This is a genomic window from Arthrobacter sp. NPDC089319 (genome assembly GCF_040684925.1).
In the GTDB taxonomy this organism is placed as follows: domain Bacteria; phylum Actinomycetota; class Actinomycetes; order Actinomycetales; family Micrococcaceae; genus Crystallibacter.
The window spans coordinates 79,385-99,033 of sequence record NZ_JBFBGZ010000003.1; the positions used below are offsets into that span (position 1 = coordinate 79,385).

Consider the following 19,649-nt stretch of genomic DNA (forward strand, 5'->3'; position numbering starts at 1 on the left):
TCCACGCAAGCGTTAGCAATGCTGACCCTCCTGGCGGAATGTGGCGCGCACTGTACAGCCGCACAACGCAGTGGCGGCCCGTGGCGAATGTGGCGCTGGACGCCCTGCGGGGACAGTCGGCCCGAAACGTCCTGCCGGGACAGTCGGCCCGTTGGTCAGGAATCGAGGTCGCGCAGGCTCGGGGGAGTTGCCTCATGGTGCTTGAGGCCGTGGGTGCGCCGGTCCTCTTTCATCTCCGCCTCGAACAAATGCTTGCGGCCGTCGGCCAGCTTCTCGCGGGCCTGCCGTTCCAGTTCCTTGCACGGGCCGTAGTAGGTCTCGTCGTACTCGTCGACGATCTGGAAGGTCCAGCGTCCCTCAATCACGTTCCGGCCGACGAGCTCCTGCTCGACCTGCTCGGCCAACTCGTGGTGCCCGGCTTGGCGCAGCAGCGCCGCGGCGTCGCCCAGTGCGAAGTCGGCCTTGCCGGTGAGCCGGTGGAAAGCGTAGAGGTGGCCGCGGGCGTGTTCGATCACCTCCAGCGCCTCGGAGAGCTTGCCCAGGGCCTCCACCGTGGCGTCGTCGAGCCCATCGGGGCGCCGGTAGCGTTCGAGCGGTGCGTCGTCGTCGTTCATGCTCCGCAATCTAGCGGATGCTGGCGGCTGCGTCATCAGTCGCCCCGAGCCCGGCAGCCCGGTGGATGATGTTGCGCGCCATGGACGGGAAGATCAGGCCGTGGAACGGCAGGACCAGCCACCAGTAGAGTTTGCCGGAGAGCCCGCTGGGGAAGTAGATGGCGCGCTGGCGGTACACGCTGCCGCCGTCCTCGGGAGCCACCGATAGTTCCAGCCAGGCCTGCCCGGGCACCTTCATCTCCGCGTGCAGCCGCAGCAGCCAGCGCTTGGGTCCCTCCTCGATGGCTTCCACCCGCCACCAGTCCACGGCATCGCCGACGCCGAGCCGGCCGGCATGCCGGCGGCCGCGGGTGAGTCCGGCGCCGCCCACCAGCTTGTCCAGCACGCCGCGGATGGCCCACGCCGCGGGCCACGAATACCAGCCGTTCGTTCCGCCGATTCCTTGGATGACGCGCCAGACGTCTTCGGCGGGAACGTCGGATCCCCGCTCCCGGTTGTCCACGAACACGGTCCGTCCGGCCCAGTCGGGGTCGCTGGGCAGCGGGTCCGATGGTGGGGCGTTGGACGCGTTGCTCCAACTGGTCTCCACCTCGCCGCTGGCCATCTTCCCCAGCGCCAGCTTCACCGCCCGGCGGTAACCCGTCAGCCCGCCCTCGGGCTGCGGGATGTACCGGTCAATGTCGTGCTCGGCGGACACCGCATCGTGCTGCAGCGATTGCACCAGCGGCACGGCCATGGCGTGCGGGATCGGTGTGGTCAGCGCCACCCACCAGCCGGCGAGCGCGGGCGCTGGGATCGGCAGGGCGTAGATGAGCCGTTGCCGCACCCCGGCCTCGTGCGCATACCCGTACATCAAGCCCGCGTAGGTCAACCGCTCGTGCGAGCCGATGTCGAACGTGCGGTTCAGTCCGGCAGGGAGCTCCGGCGCGCGTTCCAAATAGTGCATCACATCGCGGATGGCTATCGGCTCCACCGTTCGCCGTACCCAGCTGGGCGCCGGCATGACCGGCAGGTTTTCGGACAGATGCCGGATCATCTCGAAGGAGGCGGAACCGGAGCCAATCACGACGCCGGCTTGGAAGACTGCCGCCGGCACCTCGCCTTCCAGCAGCGCACGGCCCACGGCGGCACGCGAGCGCATGTGGCGGGAGAGCTCGACGTTCTCGGGATGCAGCCCGCCCAGGTAGACGATCCGGTTCACCCCGGCGGCCGCGGCGGCGGCAGCGACGGTGCGCGCCATCGCCAGTTCGCGTTCCTCGAAGTCGGGCCCGGAGGCCATCGAGTGCACCAGGTAGAACACCGTCTGCACATCCGCGCAGGCCCGCCGCGCGTCGTCCTCATCGGCCAGGTCCCCGGCCACAATGTCCACGTCGTCGTGCCACGGCACCGCGGCGAGCTTGTTGGGGGAGCGGACCAGCACACGGACCTGGTACCCGCGCGCCAGCAGCCGCGGAACCAGCCGGCCGCCAATATAGCCGGTGGCACCGGTGACCAGCACCCGCTGCGGCGTCACCACGGCGTCCTCACGCTGTCACCACATCCAGCACGCCAGCCACACCCGGCGCCCGGACGGGCACCGCAGGAATCCGTCGCCGCCACTTTTAGTGCACCCCGCTCATCAGGTTCTTGATCGGCTTTGCGGCCAGGAACAGCGCCACGGCCAGCACCAGCGCCACCAGGCCGATGGCGCCGAAGTACGGGACCTCGTCCTCTGGGTTGTAGAAGCCGGCCAGCACGCCGGACAGCGCCGTGCCCAGCGACACCGACAGGTAGTTCAGCGCCACCATCTGGGTGCGGAAAACGTGCGGCGCCAGTTTGGTGGACAGGGACAGCCCCACCGGGGAGATGAACAGCTCCGCGAGCGTGAACATGAGCAGGATTCCCACCATGGCCAGCAGCGGAGCGGTGTTCGGGCCGCCCCCGGCCAGCGGGATGAAGGCCAAGATGGCCAGCCCCATGATCGCCAGCCCGATGGCGAACTTTACCGGTGTGATGGGCTGCCGCGGGCCCAGTCGGGTCCACACCGCGGCGAAGATCGGGGCCAGCAGGATGATGAACACCGGGTTGATCGACTGCACCCATTCGATCGGCATCTCCCAGCCGAGGATGTTCCGGTTGAGCCGCTGGTCAGAGTACAGCGTCACCACGGTGAACTGCTGCTGGAACATGGAGAAGAACGCCGCGCTGGCGATGAACATCGGGATGAAGGAGAGCACCCGCCGTCGTTCTGTTTCAGTGATGTGCTTGCTGGAGAGGATCACCACAAAGTAGGAAATTGCCGCGGCCACCGCTACCAGCGCCACCACTGTGGCCAGGTTTTCGGCGTTCACCACTCCGGTCAGCACCGCCGCCACAATCAGGATTACCACCGCCGCGACGATGCCGCCCACCACCGGCACCTTGCTCCGGGGCAGCGGGTCGGCGATCTGATGCGATTCCTCCGGCAGGTTCTTGCGGGTCAGCGCGTACTGGGTGAGCCCGATCGCCATGCCGATCGCGGCCAGCCCGAATGCGAAGTGGAAGCCCAACGTGTCCCGTGTCAGGCCGGTCAGCAGCGGCCCGAACAGCGCGCCGATGTTCACGCCCATGTAGAAGATGGAGAAGCCCGCGTCCCGGCGGTCGTCGTCGAGCGCATAGAGCGAACCCACCAGCGAGGTGGCGTTGGCCTTCAACCCGCCGGACCCGAAGGCCACCAGGATCAGGCCGACCGCCAGCCCCGGGATCCCCGGAATCAGCGCCAGCGAGATATGCCCCAGCATGATCATGATGGCGGCGTAGAACAGCGTCCGCTCGGAACCCAGCAGCCGGTCCGCTACCCACGCGCCGACGATCGTGGACAGGTACACGGTGCCGCCGTAGGCGCCGATGATTCCGGTGGCCACGGCCGGGTTGATGCCCAGGCCGCCTTCGTCCACCGAGAAGTACATGTAGAGCAGGACCACAACCTGCATGCCGTAAAAGGAGAAGCGCTCCCACAGCTCCACGCTGAACAGATTGGCCAGCATCCGCGGCTGGCCGAAGAAGGTCTTGCCGCCCGGACCGCGTTCATCAGTGCGGGGTCCCGCTGGAGGGATCGGTTCTGATGGAATGCTCATGCCGCCATGCTTCCACTCGGGCGGAAGCCTGTCACGGGTTCAGCTGACCGCAGGGCGTCAGTCGTCGGTGCCTGCGCCGCTGCGCAGCCCGTGCTGCAGCACGCGGGGCAGGATCCACAGCAAGAAGACCATCACCAGCAGCACCCCGCCGCCGATGGCCAGCGCCAGCACGTCCCCGGCGATCACATCCACAATGAACGCCACGCAGCCGGTGGCCAGCAACCCGATGCCCAGCACGGCGATCTTCACAATCCGGTGCCCCTGGGCCACCGTGGCGTCCTTGAGATGCAGGCCGAACAGCCGCCGGTGGATGGCGACCGGCGTGAGGATCAGCCCGGTCATCAGCGCCGCCAGCACCAACAGCCCGATGTACAGGCCCACTTGGTACGGGGCCAGGTCCTGGAAACTGCTCTGGAACGGAAGCGTCATCAGGAACGCCGTGATGATCTGCGCGCCGGTCTGCATGACCCGCAGTTCCTGGAGCAGTTCGTTCCAGTTGCGGTCCAGCTTCTCCTCGAAGGTCTCGTTGCGACCCCTCGACTCTTCATTCACGCGTTCATCCGTAGCCATACCTAAAATTTAGCCTCTCCGGCGGCTCCTCGCGTGCGGGGAAGGCACGACGTCGGTGACCGGCTTGGGGTCGGACGGTCACCACCCTGCCCACCCGGCCGTCCTTCCGGCACACTGTTTCCAGACAGATCAGGACCGGCACCGGCCGTCAGGAGGAATCCCATGACCCGCACCATCTTCTTCACCGCCACCACCCTGGACGGGTACCTCGCGGATGAAAATGACTCGCTGGACTGGCTGTTCAAGCAGGACATCGACGGCGGTGGCCCGAACAGCTACGACAACTTCATCAACGGCGTCGGGGCGGTGGTGATGGGCCGGACAACCTATGAGTGGGTCCGTGAACACCTGCTGGCGTCGGAGGAACCGTGGCCGTACAAGATGCCGGCCTGGGTCCTCTCGCATGGAGAACTGCCGGGCGTCGAGGGCGCCGACATTCGCTTTGCGCAGGGAGACATCCAGCCAATCCATGCCGCGCTCGCGGCTGCGGCCGCCGGCAAGGACATCTATGTGGTGGGCGGCGGGGACCTCGCGGCCCAGTTTGCCGAGGCGGGGCTGCTGGACGAGCTAGTCCTGTCGATCGCGCCTGCTACGGTGGGCTCCGGCCGCCCGCTGTTCCCGCGCAAGTTTGACCTGGAACTCACTGACCTGGCGCGCAACAGGTCCTTCATCTGCGCCATCTACAAGGTGTTGGGCCCGGCCAAAAAAACTTCATGAGCGTGCATCCAAACGCGCGGCCTGGACGGTAGTAGGGGTGTAAGCAGCCATCAGCCTGGTGCACCCGGGCCTTTGAAGGAGATCCACATGCGCAAGAGCATCTTTACTGTTTCCGCCTTGGGGTTCCTGGCGCTCGGAGCGGCAGCTCCGGCCCAGGCCGCCGACCAGGAGGCCCAGCTTTCGGTCCTGCACGGGGTTCCCGACCTGACCGTGGATGTTTGGGTCAACGGCGAGCGGACACTGGACGACTTCGTCCCCGGCGACCTGGCCGGACCGCTGGCACTGCCCGCGGGCGAGTACACCCTGGCCATCACTGCCGCGGACGCCGAAAACGCGGACGACCCGGCCATCGGCCCGGTCGACGTCCAGCTGGAAGCCGGCGGCAACTACACGGCGGTGGCCAACCTGGACGCGGAGGGCAAACCGACCGCCAACCTATTCCCCAACGACGTCTCCGCGATCGACGCCGGCAAGGGCAAGCTGACTGTGCGGCACACCGCTGCCGCCCCCGCCGTCGACGTGCTCGCCGGCGGTTCCGCAGTGATCCAAGGCCTGTCCAACCCGGACGAACAGACGCTCACGCTGGACCCGGGAACCATCTCGGCCACCGTGGCTGCGGCCGGGACCACCGAACCGGTGATCGGGCCGGCCGACGTGCCGGTGGCGGAGGGCACCCACACCATCGTCTACGCGTGGGGCAGCCTGGATGACGGCAACCTGGCCGTGGCCGTGCAGAACATCGAAGGACTCCACTCGGCTCCGGGCGCAGTGCCCGGCGGCCGCTCCGGACCGGCCGCCGAAACCGGCCCGGATTACACCAGCGCCGCAGTCGCCGGAGGAGCCCTCCTGTTGCTCCTCGGCGCCGGCGCCGCCGCCCGTCGCAAGCTGTCGGTTCGCGCCAACGACTAGCAGCGGCGGGCTCCGAAGCCGGTGGTGCCTGCCCGGGGCACCACCGGCTTCCTCCGCTACCCACCAGCAAGATACCCGCAAACGACACGTCAGAAGGCGCCATGACCAACACGACGACGACGGCGGCCCGGACCGGGCTTCTGCTCGGTGCGGTCCTGCTCGCCGCTGCCGGCTGCGCCGCACCGCAGTCGGCCGCGGGCGTCCTGCTGTCCCCGGTCGCTTCCTCCGCAACGCCTTCGGTTGACGGCCCGGGCAACGCCGGCGCCCGACAGGGCGGCCGGGCCCCGGAGCCCTCGGCAAGGCCGGATTCATCGGTGATTCCGGACCCGGCGGCCATCCCGGTCCACCGGGCACTGCCCGCGGCGCCGGAAGAGAAAGCGCCGCCGACCCGGCTGGTGGTGGCCGGAACCTCGATCGATGTCAGCGTGGTCGCCGTCGGAGTTAGGGCTGGCAACCAGATGGAGATTCCCGATTCCGTTGACCGGGCGGGCTGGTACCGCCACGGTCCGGCACCGGGGGACGGGACCGGAACCGCGGTGATAGCGGCCCACGTAGACACCTTGTCCGGACTGGCCCCGTTTTCCGAGCTCAGGCAACTGCGGCCGGACACGCGCATCATCGTGGAACGGGCGGACGCCGAGACCCTCACCTACCGCGTCTCGGAGGTTGAACTAATGGACAAGGACCAATTCGATGCGGCGGCCGTGTTCCGCCGGGACGGAAAACCACAACTGAAGCTGGTCACCTGCGGCGGCGAGTGGCTGGACGCACGGCAGGATTACAGCCACAATGTGGTTGTCACAGCGGTCCCAGACTGACTTTTCCGGCCCTTCTGCACCAGTCAGCGGGGTAGTTTCCACTCCCGACGACCGGAAGGACGCAGGCTTGGCACCTCCTCCTTTCGACGCGTGGGATACCGGCATCGATACGGCCTTCGCTGCCGGTGAGGAGTCGGCAATCGCCGACGCCTACCGCCACCTGGCACCGCTGGTCCGGACGCTGGCTTCCCGAGCCTTGCGGGATCAGGCAGCGGCGGACGATGTCACCCAGGAAGTCTTCATCCGGGCCTGGCGCCTGCGGGACGGATTCGACCCGTCGGTGGGCCGGCTGCCGGCGTGGATCGTGGGGATAACCCGGCGCGCCATCGCCGACGCGCAGTCCTCCACCGCCCGGGAGAACCGCAAAGTCCGCGCCGTCTCGGCGGTCCTGCCCGACCCCGAGTATGCCGAAGGCTCCCAGTCCCCGGAAACACTCGCGGACAGATTGCTGCTGGACGGCGAGCTGGAACGGCTGGGCGAACCCAAGGGTTCCATCATGCGGCTGGCGTTCTACGAAGACTTGACCCACGAGCAGATCTCCCGCCGGCTCGATCTGCCGCTTGGTACCGTCAAGAGCCATATTCATCGCAGTCTGCAGCACCTGAGGCGCCGATTGGAGGTTGATCATGCAGCACCTTGATCCGGAACTGATCAGCCTGCTCGCGCTGGACGACGCCGTCGGCGACCGGTCCGACCGGGATCACCTCCGAACCTGCAGCCAGTGCGCCGACGAGTACCAAGCACTTCGCCGTGCGGTGAACGCTGCCAAGGCCGATCCCGATCCGCAACTGGAGTCCCCGGGGCCACACGTCTGGCAAGCCATCCACCGCGAACTGGGGCTCTCCCCGGAACTGGCGGAAGACCCCTTGCACGAAACCGGCGGTCCCGCTGTGGTCCGGAGTCTGCAGTCCGCGAGGCGCCCCAGAGTCCGGAACCTGCCCGCCTGGTTGGCCGCCGCGGCAGCCGTGGTGCTCCTGGTGGTCATCGGTGTGTCCTGGAGCGTCAACCGAAACGCTGCCACCCTGGCACAGGCGGATCTGAAGCCGTTGGAGCAGTACGCTGCCACCGGGACGGCGCGGGTGGTGGAGACCAACGGCATCAGGGAACTTGAGGTCCGGCTGAGCGCCAACGAGGCCAAGGGCTATCAGGAAGTGTGGCTGATAGCGCCGGACCTGTCCGGTCTGGTCAGCTTGGGCGTGATGGACACGGACAGCGGCAGATTCCCCATCCCGCAAGGACTGGACCTGTCCAAGTTCCCCATTGTGGACGTCTCGGACGAGCCACTGGACGGCAACCCCGCGCACTCCACCGTCAGCATCGTCCGCGGCAGCCTCGGAACCTGATCGCTGTTCCACGGTGGACCCACTTCAGCAATGAACGCACCGACGACGGCCGGAGGAAGCATGCAGCAACGAACGGATGTCAGGACCGGACTGGCAGTGCCGGTCCTTGTGCTGGTCAGCTCCCTGGTGGCCATCGCTGCCGCCTTCATGGGCAGCGGCGTGCTGATCGGGACCCCCATCCAGGAGGCGGCCGGCGGCTGGCTGAACGAAGACTCCACCCCGCTGGCTCCGGCCTCGCCGGCCTTCCGGATCTGGTCCCTCATCTACCTTGGGCTGCTCGCCTACGCCGTCTGGCAACTGCTGCCGGCCCAGCGGCGGTCTGCCCGGCATGCCGCGCTGCGCCGCTGGGCGGTGGCCTCCATGCTCTTGAATGCAGCGTGGATCTGGGTGGTACAGCTCGGGCTGCTGGTGATCAGCCTGGCCGTGATCATCGTGCTGCTGGCCGTGCTGGCCCGCATCCTGGTGATCCTGGTCCGCACGCCCAACGGGGGAGTGCTGGACGCGCTCATCACCGACGGCACCTTCGGCCTCTACCTGGGCTGGGTCACCGTCGCCACGGTGGCCAATGCCGCGGCCGTCCTCGCCGCGTCCGGCGTGGACGGCTTCGGGCTTCCGGTGACCTTGCTGTCCTCGATCGTGCTCGCCGTGGCGGCAGCGATCGGCGTCGCCACGGCGCTCTACAGCCGCGGCCGGCTGGCCCCGGCGCTGGCCACCAGTTGGGGCCTGGCCTGGATCGCCGTCGGCCGGGTGGACGGCGGACTGGTCGATCACGGCACCGCCATCGCAGCCGCCATCTGTGCGGCGGTGGTGCTGATCACCGCGGTGGTGGTCCGGGTGGTAGCCGGCACCGGCCCCCGCGATTAGTAAGCCTACTGAATTTCGCCCTTGGCTGACGCAACGTGCTCCGGCGGGACGTTTGTACAGTTGGCCGCTAGGTTGGAAAACAGCAGGATGCCGACAAGCGGCATCGCCGAGCAAGGAGGTTTCTCATGGCGGAAACGAACCCATCCAAGGCAAGCTACACAGTTCCCGGCCTCAAGCTGGAAGACGGCCGAAAGGTCGCGAAGATCCTGCAGCAGCGGCTCCACGCCCTTAATGACCTGCAGCTGACCCTCAAGCACGCCCACTGGAATGTGGTGGGCCGGGACTTCATCGGGGTCCACGAAATGCTCGATCCGCAGATCGAGAAGGTCCGCGCCATGATCGACGCCGTCGCCGAGCGCATTGCCACCTTGGGCGTCTCGCCGAACGGGCTGCCCGGCGCCCTGGTCAAGGAACGCAGCTGGGACGACTATGACATTCACCGTGCCGGCACCGCCGAGCATCTCGCCGCGCTGGACGTGGTCTACAACGGGGTGGTCGGTGCGCACCGCGAGGCCATCGAGACCGTCGGCGAGATCGACCCGATCACCGAGGACCTGCTGATCGGCCAGACCGCCGAGCTGGAACTCTTCCAGTGGTTCATGCGCGCGCATCTGGAGAACAGCGCCGGCGAACTGGCCAGCGGCGGCGAGAAGACCGAAAAGGGCGCGGCCAAGAAGACCAAGTAACCCGGCCGCCCGCTGTGAAAGAAAACAGCGCCTTCAGGGTCCGGCAGCAGCCCCGCCTCGAGTGGGGCGCTGCCGGGCCCTTGTTGGCAGAAGCTTCCCGGTGCGCGGGCGATCCGCTGCCGCTGCTCCCGATCCTCCGTGCCGCGCCGGCCCGGACGCCCGTGCCCGGCTCCGGAAACACCCTGGCCCTGTGGGAGTTCCTCGCCGCGCTGGCCGCCGAGGACCTGACCGCCGCCCGTGCCGTGGAGCCGCACCTGGACGCGGCCGCAATCCTGGCCCAGGCCGGGGTGGAGCTCCCCGCGGGAACAACGTGGGGCGTGTTTGCAGCGGAATCGTCGGGCACCCGGTTGGACGCCAAACCCAATAACGACGGCGGTGCCTGGCTTTTGTCGGGCACCAAGCCGTGGTGCTCCTTGGCAGCGCAGCTGGACCACGCGGTGGTCACGGCGCACGTAGAGGGCGGGCGCCGGGCATTCGCCGTGGACCTGACGCAGCCGGCGGTCACCGTGGAGCTCGCCGAGTGGATCAGCCGCGGCCTGGCCGCCGTTCCCAGCGGCCCGGTGTCCTTCCAGCAGGCAGCTGGCACCCCGGTCGGTGGAACCGACTGGTACCTGCACCGCCCGGGTTTTGCCTGGGGCGGGATCGGCGTCGCCGCCTGCTGGTTCGGCGGGGCTGTGGGGCTCTTCCGCACGCTCCGGGCAGCGGCCACCTCTCGCACCCCGGACCAATTGGCCTTGGCCTGGCTGGGCGAAGCGGACCGCCTGCTGGCGGCCGGTGCCGATGTGCTGGCCGCGGCGGCCGGCGCAGTGGACGACGGCGCCGCCGGTGCGGTCCAGGCCCACCGCGTCCGCGGCCAGATCGCGGCGGTCTGCTCACGGATGCTGGAGATCTGCGGCCACGCGCTCGGCCCTGCACCGATGGTGTGGGACGAGCAGCACGCCCGGCGGGCGGCCGACCTCAGCGTCTACATCCGCCAACACCATGCCGCCCGGGATGACGCGGCGCTCGGCGCCATCATGATGGAACAGGGGGAGTCGGAGTGGTGAGCTTTTCCCACGTCGACGCCGGAACCACCGAAGGCGATTGGCAAGCGGCGGGCATCGAACGGTTGCCTGTGCTGGAGGCGGGTGTGGTCCCGGGCCGCGGCTGGCGGCTGGTGGTGGCCGCGGCACACCCCGATGACGAATCGCTCGGCGCCGCAGGGCTGATCCACTCCGCACTGGTCCGGGGTGCGGACGTCACCGTGCTGCTCTGCACCGCCGGCGAGGCCTCCCATCCGGAATCGCCCACCTACTCTGCCGCCGACCTGCGCCGGCTGCGGCTGGCGGAATTCCGTGCCGCGATGCAGGCCCTGGAAACCTCCGCCCAGGCCCAGGCCCGGGCCGCGGCCGAGCCGGACCACGGTGCCAGTGCGGGCCGGCTGGAATGGACATTCCTGGGCATCCCCGACGGGAAGGTCAGCCAGCACACCGACACCTTGGACGCCGCCTTCGCCAAAACCCTGGACGGCCACGCGCACGCGCTGGTGGCGGCGCCCTACCGGCAGGACGGTCACCCGGACCATGAAGCGGTGGGCCATGCGGCGGCCCGGTCGGCCACAGCCCACCGAGCGGACCTGCTGGAGTTCCCCATCTGGTACTGGCACTGGGCCGACCCTGATGTGGACCCGCGCTGGGCGGATTGGCGGGCCGTGCAACTGTCGGCACAGGACGCGGCGGCCAAACGACTGGCCATGGCCGCCCACGTGTCGCAGACACGGCCGTTGTCCCCGGCGGCCGGCGACGAGGTGCTGCTCAGCGAGACGTTCCAGGAACACTTTGACCGCGGCATCGAAGTCTTCGAGTGGACCCCGGCCGGTCCGGCCGGCTCGGAACACGCCGAGCACATCTTCGACCGGCTGTACCGCAGCGATCCTGACCCGTGGAACTACCTGTCCAGCTGGTACGAACGCCGCAAGCGGGCCGTCACCCTGGCCGCGCTCCCGGCCGAACGGTACGGCAACGCGCTGGAGGTCGGCTGCTCCATCGGCGTGCTGACCGCCGAGCTCGCCGGCCGCTGCGACCGGCTGACGGCGGTGGACGCCAGCGGCGTGGCCCTGGAACAGGCACGCCGCCGGCTGGCTGACGTTAACAACGTGGAGCTAGTGCAGGCACAGCTTCCCGCCGGCTGGCCAACCTCCGCTGACAGCCTGGACCTGGTGGCCATCTCCGAAATCGGCTATTTTCTGACGGGTCGGGAACTGCGGGAGCTGCTCCGAAAGGTGCAGGAAACCCTGAACCCCGGAGGCCACCTGCTGCTGTGCCATTGGCTGCATCCGATCGACGGCTGGGAACTGGACGGCGAACAAGTCCACGCGATCGCGAAGGAAGCCACCGGCTGGGATGTAGTAGCCCTCCACCGCGAACGGGACTTCCTGCTGGAAGTGCTCCAAGCGCCGGAGCGCCCGGAGTGACCGCCGCGCCGGCGGCCGGCCCCACCCAAGTAACGCTGGCAGACACTGCCGCCGGGGAAGTGGTTGCGGCACCCGCGTTGCGGCGCATCGCCGTCGTTGTTCCGGTGCACAACGAGGAGCAGCTGCTGGGAAAGTGCCTGCGCCGGCTGCGGCGGGCCATGGACGTGCTCCGGGCCGGGCAGCCGAACTGCGGCGTGAGCCTGATGGTGGTGCTGGACCGGTGTACCGACCAGTCGGCCAAGATAGCCCGGCACGCGGCCCGCGCGGACGGCCGGATCACCGTGCTGGCGGGCGACTTCGGCTCCGTCGGTGCCGCGCGGGCGGCCGGAGTCTCCGCCGCGCTGGAAGCGGATGGCCGCACCACCGCGGCCGAGCAGACCTGGCTGGCCTGCACCGACGCGGACACCTTGGTGCCGGAAGACTGGCTGACGTCCTTTGCGCTGCTGGCCAACGCCGGAGCGGACGCGGTGGCGGGGACGGTGGAACCCGAGACCGCTTCCCTGGCGCCCGGGCTGCTGCGGGCCTGGCGGGACAACTACACAGGGCAAGAACCGAGTACCAGGGTGCACGGCGCCAACCTCGGCGTCCGGGCGTCCATGTACCTGGCGGCCGGCGGCTTCCCTCCGCTGGCAGAACATGAGGACGTCCGGCTGGTAGAGGCCATCCGTGCGCTCGGCGGCCTGGTGCTGCCCGCGGCGCACCTGCAGGTCACCACCTCAGGCCGGCTGCGGGGCCGGACCCCGGGCGGTTTCGCCGGCTATCTTGCCAGCCTGGAAGCGGCCGGCAGCTGACGCCGCTTCCGCAATTAACAGCTGCGGAAGCGGCGTCAGTCCAACCCCTTAGCGACGACGTGTCCGGGCTAAGCCTTGCACTCGACTGCCTTGTCACCCGGCCCTAGGTTGAACAAGCGTTGGTCCACGATCGTCTCGATCGTCAGCACGCGAAACCGCGCGTACCAGATGATGTCGCCGCAGGGGAGGGCCAAGGCCTCGGCGATGCTCGCCGTGTCATGGTGCCAGTAGCGCCGCTGCTGGACTGCGTCGTCCAGACGGACTCTTCCTTCTGCCTCCAACTGAACGGTCACCGGAACACCAACGTCGTCGTGGAGTGCTTTCCGGGCCTGGATCCAATGGACTTGGTGTCCCGGGCCGAACTTCGAGCACGGTTCCGTCTTGGTCTGGGGCTCATCGTCGGCGCGGTTTGCGTAGCTGGGCATGCCGGTTCCTTTCAACGGTCCGCCACGGCGGACGCTCTTGCCTGCTCCGGTTGGAGACGGGCCGCTTCGTCATCCGAACCACCCGTGAGGTTGGGGTTGGTGTGCGGCCATGTCGGAGCATTGCCCTCCTTGCCGGAGGGCGGCGCGCAACTCGTGAAGCTGGTTTCAGCTTAGTGGCCGCCTCTGACAAAATGGCGCGGCATGGCTAGCGGCGGCGCCGACAGCTGCCGCGGCGCCGACAGCTGCCGCGGCGCCGGCAGCTGTCCCGGCGGCCTCAGGATCCCGGACGGGAGCGCAGGATTTCCAAATAGTGCGGGTTCTGCATGATGCCCAGTACGTTGCCGAACGGATCGACTACCGAGGCCGTGATGAAGCCATGGCCGCGCTCAATGAGCGGTTCCAGTTCCGTCGCGCCCTTTTCCAGCAGCCGACGGCGCACGGACTCCACATCGTCCACCTGCCAGTAAAGAATGGCGCCGCCCGGATCAATGGCGTGTCCCGCCGGAGCGTGCCGGGTGTCGATCAGGCCGAGCTCATGCTGGTAGTCGCCGACCCGGAACTCGGCATAGCCTGGCCGCTCGAAATACGGCTTCGTATCGAGGAGATCCGAATACCACTCCACCGCTGCCGGCAGGTCCGAGGTCCAGTAGCTGACCGTGCTCATTCCTCGCAGCATGGGTGCCCTTCCGGTCGTTAGCCGGCGCCGCTCGCGGGGCGGTTAACCGTGATGGTGGGACGCTACCGCAGATCGCCCTGACTGTCTGCCCTCCCCGGTGACAGGACGGAGAGCCCGGCGTCCTCTGCGGCGGCGATCAATTCCACGCCGTAGGCCACGAAGGTGTCGGCACGGAGCCGGATAGCTGTGGCCAGATGAATCGCATCGGCTGACCGGAGGCGCCCGGGCAGCGCGGCGGCGAACATGAGATCCTCGCGGGAGAGGTCAACCAGGTTGATGCCGGCAAGCACGGCATTGATGGTTCGGGCAGCAACGGCTGCGCCGACCCGCCGCCGCGCAGCACAATGTAGTTCCGTATAGAGGAGCATGGACGCCGTCAATATTCCGCCATCCGCGCTGAACCGGGTGAGCGTACCGGCCAGTTCGGTAGATTCGGCCCCATCGATGACCAGCTTCAAGACCGCGGAGGTGTCGAGGTAGATGGTCACCGATCACCGCGCAGATCGTCCAGTAGCTCTTCGGTGCTAACATCGGCCTGAACCCGTTCCAGCTGTGTGAAGTCTACTGGCCCGGCAGGGGACTGCTGCCTTACTGCGCCTGAGCGAAGCAGACGCTCAAACGGGGAGGACGCCGGCGGTATCAAGGTCGCGGAGACTTCGCCATTGTTGGTGACGTCGATGGTTTCGCCATTCTTGACGCGCTCCAAGATTTTGCTGCTCTCGTTGCGCAACTGGCGGTGGGGAATGGTGGTCATGGAAGCCTCCGAATCGCCTGTAGCAAGTGTAGCAACCGCGCGATGGGGCGACTAGACAGCCATCGGCTCTTCCAACAGTTGCCGACGGCTTTCCAAGCGCAGTTCAAGGCTGTCCATCACCACTGCGGCCAGGTCCTCCAGCGTCTGTGTGTCCTCGGCGCTGAAGTCGCGCGGCTCGAAGTCAAGGACGCACAACGTGCCCAGGTTGTAGCCGTCCCGGGTCTTCAACGGGACGCCGGCGTAGAACTTCAGCCCGAAGTCGCTGGCGACCAGCGAGTTGGTCAACGCCCGGGGATCCGCGGGCGCGTCGTTGACGATCCACGGCCCGTTCTGCAGGATGGCCGACGCGCAGAGCCCCGGCTCCCGGTCGATCTGCTCGACATCCAGCCCGTGGTGCGACTTGAACCAAATCCGGTCGTGGTCCACCACGCTGACAATGGCGATGGGGGCCGCGAACAGGCGGGACGCCAGCGCCGTGATGCGGTCGAAGCTGCCATCCGGCGGGGTGTCCAGGATGTCGTAGCGCTTGACTTCTTCCATTCGCAACGGCTCATCGACGGGAATGACCGAGGCATCCACTCTGCGGCGGCCGCGGAAGGACATCATCATGTCCGCCAGCGCCAGTGCCACGTCGCGCCCGGTAGGCCGTTCCTCTGGCTGGCGCGCGGTCATCGCGGTCAGCAGTTGCACCCACTCCGATCCCAGACTGGACGGGATCACCGGATCGCGCAGCAATCGCGCAACGGCAGACTCCAGCGGCGGCCCGGAGAACGCGGTCTGGCCGGTCAGGCATTCCAGCAGCACCAAGCCCAGCGAATAGATGTCGCTGGCCGGCCCAATGGGTTCACTCTTGGCCTGCTCCGGGCTCAGGTAGCCGGCAGTGCCATAGATCCCAGAGACATGGGCATCTTCTGAGATCACGACGGCGACGCCGAAGTCGGCGAGTTTGGCGCGCAGACGCGACCCATCGTCGTCGTAATTGAACAGCATGATGTTCCCGGGTTTAACGTCCCGGTGGACCACGGAGTTGTTGTGGATGTAGGCCAGACCCTCGGCCAGATCATGGCCAATTTGCGCAACATGCCGCGGCGGCATGGGCCCCTGCGTCAGGCGAGCTTTGAGGTCCGCGCCCTCGATCATTTCCATGACCAGATAGATCTGCGGATGTCCGGCTTCGATCCGGTCGATGCCCGCGTCCAGCAGGGTCACCAGGTTGCCGTGGTTCAGCCGGGCCAGGAGCTTGATCTCCGCGTCATCGTGGTGGAACTCCTCCTCGTTCATCGAGGGCCGCTGAATGACCTTGACGGCCACTTCCCGGCCCAGGACTTGATCTTCCGCCCGGTACACCTTGGCGTTCGCTCCGGTACCGATCAGGTTCATCAGCCGGTACCGCCCATCTAGCAGCATGCCGGATCGATCTAGATGAGGCGCCAACGTCTCCTGCTTTCTGACCGCCACAAGGCAGCTCCGGGCCGCCACTTTGACAGCACCCTTACTAATCGTACGGGCACGGGATCCCGGACCTGACCAAAACGCGTCGGATTGCTGAATCGTTATGTCTCGTCCGCGGCCACCACGAACCGTTCCTTGTTGCGGGCGGACGCCTGACTGCTCCGGGTGGTGAAGAAGACTCCCAGAATCACCGCCATGGCGCCAAGGACCTGCATCAGGCTGACCGCCTCGTCCAGCAGGACGTATGCGCCGAACATGGTGAACACCGGCACGAAATTCAGGAACACGGACGCTTGGGAAGCGCCGAGCGTGGCCACGGCCCGGTTGTAGAGGAGCAGGGCAATCACCGAGGGGAAAATGCCCAGGTACAACAGGCCCGACCACTGCCCGCCGCTGATCGGGGGAATGCCCACGATCGTCCATTCGCCGATCACCAGCGGTAACAGGCACAGGACGGACAGGCCGGTCATGACCAGCACCGCGCCGTGGGCGGGGAACAGGTGCAGGTACCGCTTCACGGCCATTGAGTAGACCGCCCAAAAGACCGTGCCGACCGCCATGAGCGCGTCGCCGATGTTCCAGGACATCTCCGCAAGGCGCAGCAGCTGGCCGTTGGTCACCACCCACAACGCTCCGCAGAGTGAGAGCAGAATGCCGAGCCACTGCAGCGGCCGGAGCCGTTCGCGCAACAGCCAGAAACTCAGCAGCACCGTGACGGCCGGAATGGACGCCTCCAGTACTGACACGTTGGTGGCCGAGGTGAACTGCAGCGCCGAGTAGATCAGGGTGTTGAACCCCGCGATGCCGGTAACGGTCATCAGCAGGAGTGGTTTCCAATGCCGCACAAACAGGTGCCGGGAACGCCAGGCACTGCGGTAGCCGATGGGAAGGAGCACCAAGAACGCGACTGCAATGCGGCCGAAGGCGATGGTTAGCGGCGGCAGGTCACTCAGCGCTTTGCCCGTGAGAATGTTGCCGGCGTAGAAGACGACCACAAGCATCAGCAGGAGATAGGCGCGCATGCTCCTCCTCCTGCTTGGCCTGGCGGGTTTCCGACAAACACTAGCGCCAATGGTGGCGCCGGGCACCCGTGGCCTGCCTTTGATCCGGAGCGTGGTGCGGATTACGGCGGGACAATGATGCGCGGGCCGCCCGACTTGGGTTAAATTAAGTCAAGCAGAACGGGGAAAGGGAAAGCGCCATGCCGGGCGAAAATCAAGATGCTTCCAAATTGACGGTGGAGGAATTTCTCCACGACGCGGCCGTCGACAACACTGACATCGAGGTTTTCCTCCATGCTTTGTTGCGCCTGGCAGTCCACAACCTTTCGCACCCGGACGAGGAACTTCTCTGCGGCATCACGCTGCTGCGCCACAAGAAGGCGGCCACAGTGGCCAGCAGCAGCGACCGTGCCCAGCGCGTGGACGAAATCCAGTATGACTACGACGACGGTCCCTGCCTGAGGGCGGCACGGGAGGGGGACCTGGTGCACGTGGCTGACGTGCACGAAGACGCCCGGTGGCCGGAGTACCGGCCGCGCGTCATCGAGGAGGGCATCCGATCCATCCTGGGCGTCCCGATTCCCATCGACTCCGGCGACTCCGCAGCCCTCAACCTGTACTCGAATGAATCCCACCGGTTCGACGAGGAAGCTATCGAGTCAGCCCAACAATACGCCCGCCAAGCTTCCAGAGCGCTGTCCCTGGCGATCCGCTTGGCCCGCCACCGCGACGCTGAAGCAAACCTCGAGGCGGCGCTGGATTCTAGGACAACGGTCGCCCTGGCCATTGGCATCATCATGGGGCAGAACCGGTGCAGCCAGGACGAAGCGTTCGACCTGCTCAGGTCCGCCTCCAGCAGCCGCAATATGAAGCTGCGGGACTTGGCGGCAGACCTAGTAACCTCTGCCGACCCATCTACCGAGGGTGCCCATTTCGACCGTTAAACAGCACTGCCGGGACGCTCGCATTGACACAGGGGAGTGGTGCTGTAGCGTGGAACGTGGCTAAGCAGTTGGCCATAGAACACTCGTCTGGAAAGAAACGTTCATGAAGAACCAACTGCACATCAAGGCCAATCCGCTTTCTCCCCAATGCCTCGACCTGCGCCTCGGTCAACGCATGTCGGAGGTGGCGACATGAGCACAGCATTCGCCGAGTCCGGCCACGCCGTTGCCGACCAATCCACTTCCGGCCAGGGAAGCTTCCCGCCCAGCTTGTCCGACTTACCCGTAGACGAGCTTCTGGCGCTCAGCAGCCGGTATTTCCGACAGTTGGACCGCAAGCATCCGGTCCGTGACGCGCTGGTCCAGTACTATGCCATCGCCCGCGAGCTTGAAACCCGCGAAGCCGCCAGCTAACGGCGCATAGTGCTGACGGTACCGGAGGACTAGGCGCTCCCCCCTACGCCTAGTCCTCCACCCAGGCCGGCCTGAACAGCAGGTTCAACCGCTCGGCCGCGTCGCGCACGCTGCGTGCTTCAGTCCGCCCATCCTCGCCAGCAGTACGGCGATCGCCTTGCTGGCGTCCACTCCGCGCAGCGCCCGCCGACTCAGTACAGGAAGATCGGCAGCCAATCGGGGTTGTGCGCGTGGACCAGCGCAAGGAACAACACGAAGTCGAAGATCAGGTGCACCGACACCACATAGGTGAACGACTTCGTCAGCTTGAAGGTGTAGCCCTGCAGCAGCGCGAACGGGAAAGTCAGCAGCGGTCCCCAGGCTTGGTACCCGATCTCCCACAGGAACGACGAGAACACCACTGCCTGCAGTATGTTGGCCAGCCAATCGGGAAAGTGCCGACGCAGCAGCGTGAACGTGGTGCAGATAAAGAACAATTCGTCCCAGATGCCAACAGCATTCACGCCGAGAAAGAGCCGCCAGAAAATTGTCGGGTCGGAGGCGTCCGGCCAGTTTTGGTAGACCCCCGTGCTGATCAAGTAGACCGGCAGAATGAAGTAACCCAGCGCGACGACGCCGATAAGGTACAGTTTCGCTGTCAACGGCCACTTGCGCCCTGTGTTGACTGGAAATTTGATGATGTTCTCGCGGTAGACGTACTTCGACACCAGCCAAGGCACCAGCACGGCCAAGGTGAGGGCACCGCCCATGAGGGCCATGTGCGAGATACTCAGATCGGCGTTCAGCGGGACCAGGCTGACGATGATTATTCCGGCCGCGATCAGCGCCAGGTCCCGCAATAACTGAGCGTCGACGATAGCGGCAGTGCCCAGGCTAAGAGCGAGCACGCTGTAGCCAGCGGGGTCATTTTCCATACCAAAAAGCAGTATTCCGGACGCCGAGAGCAGTACCGCCGGCACCAGTTTCCAACTGAGCGCAGTGCGGGGTGGTTCGGTCGAGATGGTTGTCACACAACCAGCATCTCAGCGCAATCCTCGGGCGGGAAACCGTCCAGAGCTCGGCGGGGTTCTAGACCGACGCCGAGAAGCCGCCGGCAAGCCCTCCGCCGCACTCATCACCGCAGC

The 19,649-nt window shown here is 66.8% G+C and carries 23 protein-coding genes and 1 riboswitch; of the genes, 12 read left to right on the forward strand and 11 right to left on the reverse strand.

Features of this window, described 5'->3' with window-relative positions; translation table 11 throughout:
- Window positions 1–155 precede the first annotated feature (155 nt).
- From AB0N75_RS05440 to AB0N75_RS05455, 4 genes are all read right to left on the reverse strand, one after another.
- The gene (locus AB0N75_RS05440; RefSeq protein ID WP_364646253.1) at window positions 156–614 is read right to left on the reverse strand and encodes a hypothetical protein; all 459 of its coding nucleotides are present in this window, start codon (window positions 612–614) and stop codon (window positions 156–158) included.
- A gap of 10 nt (window positions 615–624) precedes the next feature.
- Window positions 625–2,130 (reverse strand): SDR family oxidoreductase, encoded by a 1,506-nt coding sequence (locus AB0N75_RS05445; RefSeq protein ID WP_364646255.1) that lies wholly within the window; start codon window positions 2,128–2,130, stop codon window positions 625–627.
- 85 nt (window positions 2,131–2,215) lie between these two features.
- Window positions 2,216–3,709: an oligopeptide:H+ symporter gene (locus tag AB0N75_RS05450; RefSeq protein WP_364646258.1), complete on the reverse strand. Its 1,494-nt coding sequence runs from the start codon at window positions 3,707–3,709 to the stop codon at window positions 2,216–2,218.
- 57 nt (window positions 3,710–3,766) lie between these two features.
- Complete coding sequence (locus tag AB0N75_RS05455; RefSeq protein ID WP_364646260.1) at window positions 3,767–4,279, reverse strand: DUF6328 family protein; 513 nt, start codon at window positions 4,277–4,279, stop codon at window positions 3,767–3,769.
- A 162-nt stretch (window positions 4,280–4,441) separates the two neighbouring features.
- Here AB0N75_RS05455 and AB0N75_RS05460 point away from each other — a divergent pair, with 162 nt between their 5' ends.
- From AB0N75_RS05460 to AB0N75_RS05505, 10 genes are all read left to right on the forward strand, one after another.
- Window positions 4,442–4,996, forward strand: a complete 555-nt coding sequence (locus tag AB0N75_RS05460; RefSeq protein WP_364646263.1) for a dihydrofolate reductase family protein — start codon at window positions 4,442–4,444, stop codon at window positions 4,994–4,996.
- An 87-nt stretch (window positions 4,997–5,083) separates the two neighbouring features.
- Window positions 5,084–5,905: a DUF4397 domain-containing protein gene (locus AB0N75_RS05465; protein WP_364646266.1), complete on the forward strand. Its 822-nt coding sequence runs from the start codon at window positions 5,084–5,086 to the stop codon at window positions 5,903–5,905.
- 101 nt (window positions 5,906–6,006) lie between these two features.
- Window positions 6,007–6,723, forward strand: a complete 717-nt coding sequence (locus AB0N75_RS05470) for a class F sortase (RefSeq protein ID WP_364646269.1) — start codon at window positions 6,007–6,009, stop codon at window positions 6,721–6,723.
- Between the two features lie 67 nt (window positions 6,724–6,790).
- Window positions 6,791–7,363, forward strand: coding sequence for a sigma-70 family RNA polymerase sigma factor (locus AB0N75_RS05475; protein ID WP_364646272.1), 573 nt, complete (start codon window positions 6,791–6,793; stop codon window positions 7,361–7,363).
- The gene (locus tag AB0N75_RS05480; protein ID WP_364646275.1) at window positions 7,350–8,066 is read left to right on the forward strand and encodes an anti-sigma factor; all 717 of its coding nucleotides are present in this window, start codon (window positions 7,350–7,352) and stop codon (window positions 8,064–8,066) included. The genes AB0N75_RS05475 and AB0N75_RS05480 overlap by 14 nt, the downstream gene beginning before the upstream one ends.
- Window positions 8,067–8,126: 60 nt before the next feature.
- Window positions 8,127–8,930 carry a tryptophan-rich sensory protein gene (locus AB0N75_RS05485; RefSeq protein WP_364646278.1) on the forward strand — a complete coding sequence of 268 codons (804 nt, stop codon included), beginning with the start codon at window positions 8,127–8,129 and terminating at the stop codon, window positions 8,928–8,930.
- Between the two features lie 125 nt (window positions 8,931–9,055).
- On the forward strand, window positions 9,056–9,616 hold the full coding sequence (locus AB0N75_RS05490) for a DNA starvation/stationary phase protection protein (protein ID WP_364646281.1): 561 nt from the start codon (window positions 9,056–9,058) through the stop codon (window positions 9,614–9,616).
- A 14-nt stretch (window positions 9,617–9,630) separates the two neighbouring features.
- Window positions 9,631–10,662 (forward strand): acyl-CoA dehydrogenase, encoded by a 1,032-nt coding sequence (locus AB0N75_RS05495; protein ID WP_364646284.1) that lies wholly within the window; start codon window positions 9,631–9,633, stop codon window positions 10,660–10,662.
- A complete protein-coding gene (locus AB0N75_RS05500; RefSeq protein ID WP_364646286.1) occupies window positions 10,659–12,068 on the forward strand; it encodes a bifunctional PIG-L family deacetylase/class I SAM-dependent methyltransferase in 1,410 nt (469 codons plus the stop codon). Before AB0N75_RS05495 ends, AB0N75_RS05500 begins: the two co-directional genes overlap by 4 nt.
- Complete coding sequence (locus AB0N75_RS05505; protein ID WP_364646289.1) at window positions 12,065–12,859, forward strand: glycosyltransferase; 795 nt, start codon at window positions 12,065–12,067, stop codon at window positions 12,857–12,859. The genes AB0N75_RS05500 and AB0N75_RS05505 overlap by 4 nt, the downstream gene beginning before the upstream one ends.
- Window positions 12,860–12,927: 68 nt before the next feature.
- On the opposite strand, the gene AB0N75_RS05510 is transcribed toward AB0N75_RS05505, so the two are convergent.
- The 6 genes from AB0N75_RS05510 to AB0N75_RS05535 form a co-directional block, all read right to left on the reverse strand.
- Window positions 12,928–13,284 carry a hypothetical protein gene (locus AB0N75_RS05510; RefSeq protein WP_364646291.1) on the reverse strand — a complete coding sequence of 119 codons (357 nt, stop codon included), beginning with the start codon at window positions 13,282–13,284 and terminating at the stop codon, window positions 12,928–12,930.
- A gap of 28 nt (window positions 13,285–13,312) precedes the next feature.
- A riboswitch (SAM riboswitch) is annotated at window positions 13,313–13,443 on the reverse strand.
- A 115-nt stretch (window positions 13,444–13,558) separates the two neighbouring features.
- Entirely contained in the window at window positions 13,559–13,948 is a 390-nt protein-coding gene (locus AB0N75_RS05515; RefSeq protein WP_364646294.1) for a VOC family protein, read from the reverse strand.
- A 74-nt stretch (window positions 13,949–14,022) separates the two neighbouring features.
- Window positions 14,023–14,448, reverse strand: coding sequence for a type II toxin-antitoxin system VapC family toxin (locus tag AB0N75_RS05520; protein ID WP_364646297.1), 426 nt, complete (start codon window positions 14,446–14,448; stop codon window positions 14,023–14,025).
- On the reverse strand, window positions 14,445–14,714 hold the full coding sequence (locus AB0N75_RS05525) for a type II toxin-antitoxin system prevent-host-death family antitoxin (RefSeq protein ID WP_364646300.1): 270 nt from the start codon (window positions 14,712–14,714) through the stop codon (window positions 14,445–14,447). Before AB0N75_RS05525 ends, AB0N75_RS05520 begins: the two co-directional genes overlap by 4 nt.
- 51 nt (window positions 14,715–14,765) lie before the next feature.
- The gene (locus AB0N75_RS05530; protein ID WP_364646303.1) at window positions 14,766–16,121 is read right to left on the reverse strand and encodes a protein kinase; all 1,356 of its coding nucleotides are present in this window, start codon (window positions 16,119–16,121) and stop codon (window positions 14,766–14,768) included.
- Between the two features lie 146 nt (window positions 16,122–16,267).
- Window positions 16,268–17,188 carry a DMT family transporter gene (locus AB0N75_RS05535; protein WP_364646306.1) on the reverse strand — a complete coding sequence of 307 codons (921 nt, stop codon included), beginning with the start codon at window positions 17,186–17,188 and terminating at the stop codon, window positions 16,268–16,270.
- Window positions 17,189–17,367: 179 nt separating this feature from the next.
- On the opposite strand from AB0N75_RS05535, the gene AB0N75_RS05540 reads away from it, so the two are divergent.
- On the forward strand, window positions 17,368–18,111 hold the full coding sequence (locus tag AB0N75_RS05540; RefSeq protein WP_364646308.1) for a GAF and ANTAR domain-containing protein: 744 nt from the start codon (window positions 17,368–17,370) through the stop codon (window positions 18,109–18,111).
- A 192-nt stretch (window positions 18,112–18,303) separates the two neighbouring features.
- The gene (locus tag AB0N75_RS05545) at window positions 18,304–18,525 is read left to right on the forward strand and encodes a hypothetical protein (protein ID WP_364646311.1); all 222 of its coding nucleotides are present in this window, start codon (window positions 18,304–18,306) and stop codon (window positions 18,523–18,525) included.
- 191 nt (window positions 18,526–18,716) lie between these two features.
- Here the strand turns inward: AB0N75_RS05545 and AB0N75_RS05550 are convergent, their stop codons facing one another.
- On the reverse strand, window positions 18,717–19,535 hold the full coding sequence (locus tag AB0N75_RS05550) for a CPBP family intramembrane glutamic endopeptidase (protein WP_364646314.1): 819 nt from the start codon (window positions 19,533–19,535) through the stop codon (window positions 18,717–18,719).
- Between the last annotated feature and the right edge of the window lie 114 nt (window positions 19,536–19,649).